The sequence below is a fragment of the uncultured Intestinimonas sp. genome (assembly GCF_944387245.1).
Taxonomy (GTDB): Bacteria; Bacillota; Clostridia; order Oscillospirales; family Oscillospiraceae; genus Intestinimonas.
Genome location: NZ_CALXEE010000099.1, coordinates 1 through 6,252, shown reverse-complemented (window position 1 = coordinate 6,252; position 6,252 = coordinate 1). Strand labels below are relative to the sequence as shown.

The following is a 6,252-nucleotide window of genomic DNA, read 5'->3' as shown; positions in this document are numbered from 1 at the left end:
ACAGGGCTCGAACCTGTGACATCATGCTTGTAAGGCATGCGCTCTCCCAGCTGAGCTATGCTCCCCTGTTGGCCGCTCTTGTCAGACGGCGAAAGTTATTATAGCAAGCCGACCCCGATCTGTCAACACTAAAAATCAAATTTTTTCATTTTTTCTTTCCAGCCCCCTGGAAGGGCCCTTTTGGGCCCTCCCGGAGCGGAAAGGGGAGAAACTCAGTCCTCTGTGGCGGAGGCCAGCAGAGCCTCAAGCTCCTCCTTGGAGAAGTGGTATACCTTGTCGCAGAACTGGCAGGTGAGGTCGGCGGAGCCCTCCTTGTCGATCATGTCCCGCAGCTCCTCCTTGCCCAGACTGATGATGGCCTGGGAGACCCGGTCACGGTCACAGTAGCACTTGTAGGAGACGGGGGTGCGCTCCAGCAGCTCGGGCTCCATGCCCTCCAGCAGCCGGTTCAGCACCTCGGCGGCGTCGGCGCCCTGGCGGAGGACCTCGGTGACGGGTCCCAGACGGCGCACGGCCTCCTCCAGACGGTCGATGACGGCGTCGTCGGCGCCGGGCAGCAGCTGGAGCATGTAGCCGCCGGCGCAGAGGACGGACTGGTCGGTGTCCACCAGCACGCCCAGGCCGCAGGCCGTGGGGATCTGCTCGCTGGCGGCAAAGTAGGCGGTGAGGTCCTCGGCGATCTCGCCGCTCACCAGGGGGACACTGCCCACATAGGGCTCCTTGAGGCCGATGTCCTTGATGAGGGTCAAAAAGCCGTCGGTGCCCACACCGGCGCCCACGTCCAGCTTGCCGGGCCCCTTCAGGGGCAGCTCCACCTGGCCGTTTTGCAGGTAGCCCCGCACGTTGCCCTGGGAGTCGGATACGGCGATGATGCTCCCCAGGGGACCGCCTCCCTTGATGCGCAGGGTGACGGAGCCCTTTTCCTCTTTTAAAGTGGCGCCGATCATGGAGCAGCCCATGAGGCTGCGGCCCAGGGCGGCGGTGGCCAGGGGGGCGAGCTTATGGATCTGGCGGGCGCGCTCCACCAGGTCCTTTCCGGTGACGGCGATGGCCTTTACCGCGCCGTCGCCGGTGATCATGCGTACGATCTCATCCATACTATATTATAGTTCCTTTCGGGCTGCAAAAAATATCCGGTCCTCGCCGGACTTGGGCGGCCGCATCTTCCGGTCGCCGTACTGTTTGATGTGGGTGAAGCCGGCCGTCCGGAGCAGCTCGGTGAGCTCCTCCGGCGTGTAGGCCCGCTCCTGGTGGACCTCCTCCTCCCGGCGCCAGAGGCCGTCGTCCTGGCGGAAGAAGAGGTCGAAGCCGTAGGTACAGATCCTGCTCCGCCGGGCATAGTCCGCCCGCCAGACGCAGTAGGTGTCGTCGGTCTCGTCGATGAACATGCCGCCGTCCAGCCCCTCCAGCTTCTCCGGGGTGTTGACGTCGAAGAGGAAGAGCCCGCCGGGCATCAGGAAGAGATGGACCCGCTGAAAGGCGCGCAGCAGGGCCTTGGGCCGGGTCACATAGTTGATGCTGTCCAGACAGCAGACGCAGGCGTCGATGGTGCCGTAGAGATCCAGCTCCTCCATGGGCTGCTGAAGGAACATGGGGGGGATGACGCCGGTGAGGCTCTGGGCCTTCTCCGAGGCCACGGAGAGCATCTCCGCCGACAGGTCCACGCCGATCATCTCATAGCCCCGCTGGGCCAGCAGGCAGGTCATGGCGCCGGTGCCGCAGGCCAGGTCCAGGACGGTGTGGATGGGGATTGGACTGCGGGAGAAGTGCTTTTCCAGGTAGTCGGCCCAGGCCTCATGGTCCACGTCGGCGGTGAGGGCGTCATATCGGAGTGCCAGAGACTCGTAGCTGCTCATGCCTCCTCCTCGGTCCGCTGCCGAAGCTCCTTGGCACGGGGGAGCACCTGCTTGTAGCCGTCGGCGCCGTAATTGAGCGCCCGGTTCACCCGGCTGATGGTGGCGCTGCTGGCGCCGGTGCGCTCCAGAATGTCGTTGTAGATCATTCCGTCGTTGAGCAGAAGAGCCACCTCGAACCGCTGCTCCATGGCCCGCAGTTCGGCCACGGTGCACAGGTCTTCAAAGAAGCGCTTGCATTCGTCCAGGTCCCTCAGAGTCAGGATGCTCTCATAGAGCAGGTCGCCGTTCTCCTTGGTTTTCTTTGTCATAGGGGGAAGACACCTCTTTCATTATCCTTGGCCCGGTGGTTGAACGGGCCGGGTCCTTACAATTTTACTACAATGAAGTATGAAAGTAAAGGAAATTTTGTGCATGAAGCGCACTTTTTCATGGCGCATATACTGAAATGGAGGTGATTTGCGGTGTGGAGATACATTTGTTGGAAGGAAATCCTGGATTGGGAGGGAGAACCGGTGGCGGAACTGGAGTTCTCCGTACCAGTGCCGGCGGAGTATGAGCGTGGACCGGTGCGGATGGGGCGCTATTACGCAAGGCTGGCAGCGGTGTGGTACCGGCGATGGACAGGAGCTTTTTATCGGGAGGCCTGTATCGCCTGCTCGGACGCCAGGGAGAACGCACGGCCTTTCTGGCCATGGAGGGCCCGGCTGCAGGGCAAAGAGACCTATGAGGACGACCGGCTGTGCAGCATGTGGATGGAGGCAAGCGAACGGCGGGGGAGAGAGGAGGGGCATGTCATACGTACCGCCATGACATGGACCAGAAAAACAGGATACCCGTTGCCCATGGCGGACTTGTTCCGGCATGAGCGAGGGTGGCGGGGACAGGTACTGGATCGGGTGCGTGAGCAGCTCCAACCAATGCGGGAGGAGGGTGTGAGCCTGTGGAAGGATGCGGAGCGTCTGGCGGCGGTTCGATTTTCAACCAGCCGGTTTTTTCTTCTGCCAGATGGACTCGGAATCTATTATCCCACAGGAGCATTGGGCCCAAACGAAAGCGGAATCATAGATTTTTTATTGCCTCTGGAGGGAGAAAACCAGACTTTGGACGGCCAGAAAAATCCTGAATAAGTCTAAAAATGGGAAATTCTTTCTTGCATCTCAAGAATGGATGGAATATAATACTTCAGTCCTCGGAACACTGAACACACGGGAGGAATCAACTATGGTCAAAGCGATCGTCGGAGCCAACTGGGGCGACGAAGGCAAGGGAAAGATCACCGACCTGTTTGCGGAGGGATCTGACGTTGTCGTCCGGTTCCAGGGCGGCGCAAATGCGGGCCATACCATCATCTGCGATTATGGAAAATTTGCCCTGCACCAGCTGCCGTCCGGTGTCTTTTACCCCCACATCACCAACATCATCGGCAACGGTGTGGCGCTCAACGTACCCAAATTTCTGGAGGAACTGAACCACCTGCGGGAGGGCGGTGTGCCCGCGCCCCACATTATTATCGATCAGCGCACCCAGGTGCTGATGCCCTATCACGTCCTGCAGGACCAGTACGAGGAGGAGCGGCTGGGCGGTCACGCCTTCGGTTCCACCAAGTCGGGCATCGCCCCCTTCTATTCCGACAAGTACGCCAAATACGGCATCCAGATCTGCGAGCTCTTCGACGAGCCCCGCCTGATGGAACGGCTGGAGCAGGTCTGCGCCATCAAAAACGTGCTCTTCGAGCACCTCTACCACAAGCCCAAGCTGGACCCGAAGGCGATCTTCGAGGAGGTCACCGGCTACCGGGACCAGATCGCTCCCTACGTGGGCGACGCCATGAGCTTCGTCAAGGAGGCGCTGGCCGAGGGCAAGCAGGTCCTGCTGGAGGCCCAGCTGGGCGCCATGAAGGACCCCGACTTCGGTATCTATCCCTTCACCACCTCTTCTCATACCCTGGCCGGTTTCGGCTGCATGGGCGTGGGCGTGGCACCTCAGGACATCAAGAGCATCGTGGCCATCACCAAGGCCTACTCCAGCGCCGTGGGCGCCGGCGCCTTCGTGTCCGAGCTCTTCGGTGACGAGGCCGAGGAGCTGCGCCACCGGGGCGGCGACGCCGGCGAATACGGCGCCACCACCGGACGCCCCCGCCGTGTGGGCTGGTTCGACGCTGTGGCGACCCGCTACGGCTGCAAGGTCCAGGGCGCCACCGAGGTGGCCCTCACTGCTGTCGATGTGCTGGGTTATCTGGATGAGATCAAAGTCTGTACCGGCTATGAGATCGACGGCAAGATCACCCGGGACTTCCCGGTCACCCCCCTGCTGGAGCGGGCCAAGCCGGTCTATACCACTCTGCCCGGCTGGAAGTGCGATATCCGTGGCGAGACCGATTACAACCGTCTGCCCAGTCAGGCCAAGGGCTATGTGGATTTTCTGGAGAAAGAGATCGGTGTACCCATCACCATCGTCTCCACCGGCCCCAAACGCCACGAAATTACGCATCGGCGCTAAATATACCTTCGTTCGAAACGTGCAGAGAGTAATCTCTGCACGTTTTTTCTGTTTCAACGGTAAAAATGTAAATTGGTTACAGTGCCGAAAACGGGACAACTCGATAATTGGTGGGACCACTTGAAAGAGAGGAATTTTGGGCACTTTTTGCCTGGAAAAGTTGCAAATTTTCACTTACTTTATATACAAATATCTGTTCTATACAGCGGAACAAAAAGAAGAAAATGGACGGAAAAGATGAAAAAAACAGAAAGCAAAAAAACGGGAAATGACTGGGAGAGAAGAGGTTGAAGGATTTTTTGACGCGCGCGAGAGGCGTCGGTTGACAAACGGTTTTTTTTGTATATAATGAGAACCGAAATTGTGAACAAATTGTGTTGGGGTTTGTTCATGGTTGTACATTATAAGGAGGGAAACGCATGTTCAAAAAGTTTACCAATGGCTGCGTGCGGGTCGTCAACCGGTGGCTGCCTGATCCGTTCCTGTTCGCCATCATCCTGACCATCGTGGTCTTCGTTGCCTCGATGATCGGCACCCAGCAGAGCCCCATCGCTCTGGTCAATTCCTGGGGTAACTCCAGCGGCTTCTGGGGCCTGCTGTCCTTCTCCATGCAGATGGCTCTGGTGCTGGTGCTGGGTTCCGCCATGGCTTCCGCCAAGATCTGCAAGAAGATCCTGGGCGCCATCGCTTCCATCGCCAAGGACAAGAAGAGCGCCATCCTGGTCACCACCTTTGTGTCCACCGTCTGCTGCTGGCTCAACTGGGGCTTCGGCCTCATCGCCGGCGCCCTGCTGGCCAAGGAGGTCGCCCGCCGTGTGAAGGACGTGGACTACCCCCTGCTGATCGCCTCCGCCTACTCCGGCTTCGTGATCTGGCACGCCGGCCTCTCCGGCTCCATCCCCCTGCAGATGGGCGCTGAGGGCGGCACCGAGATCCTGGGTGTCACCTACTCCGCCCCCATCACCCAGACCATTTTCCACCCCGTGAACCTGGGCATGGTGCTCATCATCCTGATCCTGATGCCTCTCGTCAACTACGCCATGCACCCCGACGCCGCCCACACCCTCACCGTGGACCCCGCCCTGCTGGTGGAGGAAGAGGAGAAGACCTACACCATCAATACCCCTGCTGAGAAGATCGAGCACAACAAGGTCCTCTGGGTCATCACCCTGGTCCTGGGCTTTGCGTACATCATCTACTACTTCGCCACCAAGGGCTTCAACCTGGACCTGAACATCGTCAACATGATCTTCATGTTCCTGGGCATCCTGCTCCACGGCGATCTCCGCAAGTATGTTGACGCCATCGGCGAGGCCGCCGGCGGCGCTGCCGGCATCCTGCTGCAGTTCCCCTTCTACGCCGGCATCATGGGCCTGATGGTGGCCACCAACCCCGAGACCGGTGTGTCCCTGGCCTCCATCATCGCCAACTTCTTCACCAGTATCTCCAACAACATCACCTTCCCCATGCTGACCTTCCTGTCCGCCGGTATCATCAACTTCTTCGTTCCCTCCGGCGGCGGCCAGTGGGCCGTGCAGGCTCCTATCGTGATGCCTGCTGCCACCCAGATGGGCATCGACTATGGCCGTTCCGCCATGGCCATTGCCTGGGGCGATCAGTGGACCAACATGATCCAGCCCTTCTGGGCTCTGCCTGCCCTGGGTGTTGCCGGCCTGTCCGCCCGCAACATCATGGGCTACCTGGTCATTGTCACCATCTTCACCGGTGTGGTCGCCTGCGGCGGCTTCCTGGTCTGGGGCATGTTCTTCTAAGCTCCGAAACCCAACGAAACAGAAAACGCCCGGACTTCGGTCCGGGCGTTTCACTCTGTCGAAAAAGTGCCCATATGTCAAATCGTATGCAAGAGCCTCGCAGAGTTCCGTCGTCCGCAGACGAC

Annotated in this window: 6 protein-coding genes; 3 read left to right on the top strand and 3 right to left on the bottom strand. The window is 59.7% G+C overall.

The genetic code is table 11. The features are described from left to right. Nucleotides 1-212: 212 nt before the first annotated feature. From hslO to Q0K15_RS10240, 3 genes are read right to left on the bottom strand one after another with little or no spacing between them, the layout of a single operon-like run. Nucleotides 213-1,097, bottom strand: coding sequence for an Hsp33 family molecular chaperone HslO (gene hslO, locus Q0K15_RS10250; protein WP_294515753.1), 885 nt, complete (start codon nucleotides 1,095-1,097; stop codon nucleotides 213-215). 6 nt (nucleotides 1,098-1,103) lie between these two features. Further along, complete coding sequence (locus Q0K15_RS10245; RefSeq protein WP_294515752.1) at nucleotides 1,104-1,856, bottom strand: class I SAM-dependent methyltransferase; 753 nt, start codon at nucleotides 1,854-1,856, stop codon at nucleotides 1,104-1,106. Then, complete coding sequence (locus Q0K15_RS10240) at nucleotides 1,853-2,164, bottom strand: YerC/YecD family TrpR-related protein (RefSeq protein ID WP_294515751.1); 312 nt, start codon at nucleotides 2,162-2,164, stop codon at nucleotides 1,853-1,855. Before Q0K15_RS10240 ends, Q0K15_RS10245 begins: the two co-directional genes overlap by 4 nt. A gap of 204 nt (nucleotides 2,165-2,368) precedes the next feature. Between Q0K15_RS10240 and Q0K15_RS10235 the strand changes: the two genes are divergently transcribed. The 3 genes from Q0K15_RS10235 (at nucleotide 2,369) to Q0K15_RS10225 (ending at nucleotide 6,127) form a co-directional block, all read left to right on the top strand. Then, nucleotides 2,369-2,983: a DUF3298 domain-containing protein gene (locus Q0K15_RS10235; protein ID WP_294515750.1), complete on the top strand. Its 615-nt coding sequence runs from the start codon at nucleotides 2,369-2,371 to the stop codon at nucleotides 2,981-2,983. Between the two features lie 94 nt (nucleotides 2,984-3,077). Beyond that, nucleotides 3,078-4,355 (top strand): adenylosuccinate synthase, encoded by a 1,278-nt coding sequence (locus tag Q0K15_RS10230; protein ID WP_294515749.1) that lies wholly within the window; start codon nucleotides 3,078-3,080, stop codon nucleotides 4,353-4,355. A gap of 419 nt (nucleotides 4,356-4,774) precedes the next feature. Next, nucleotides 4,775-6,127: a short-chain fatty acid transporter gene (locus Q0K15_RS10225; protein ID WP_294515748.1), complete on the top strand. Its 1,353-nt coding sequence runs from the start codon at nucleotides 4,775-4,777 to the stop codon at nucleotides 6,125-6,127. The last annotated feature ends 125 nt before the right edge of the window (nucleotides 6,128-6,252 follow it).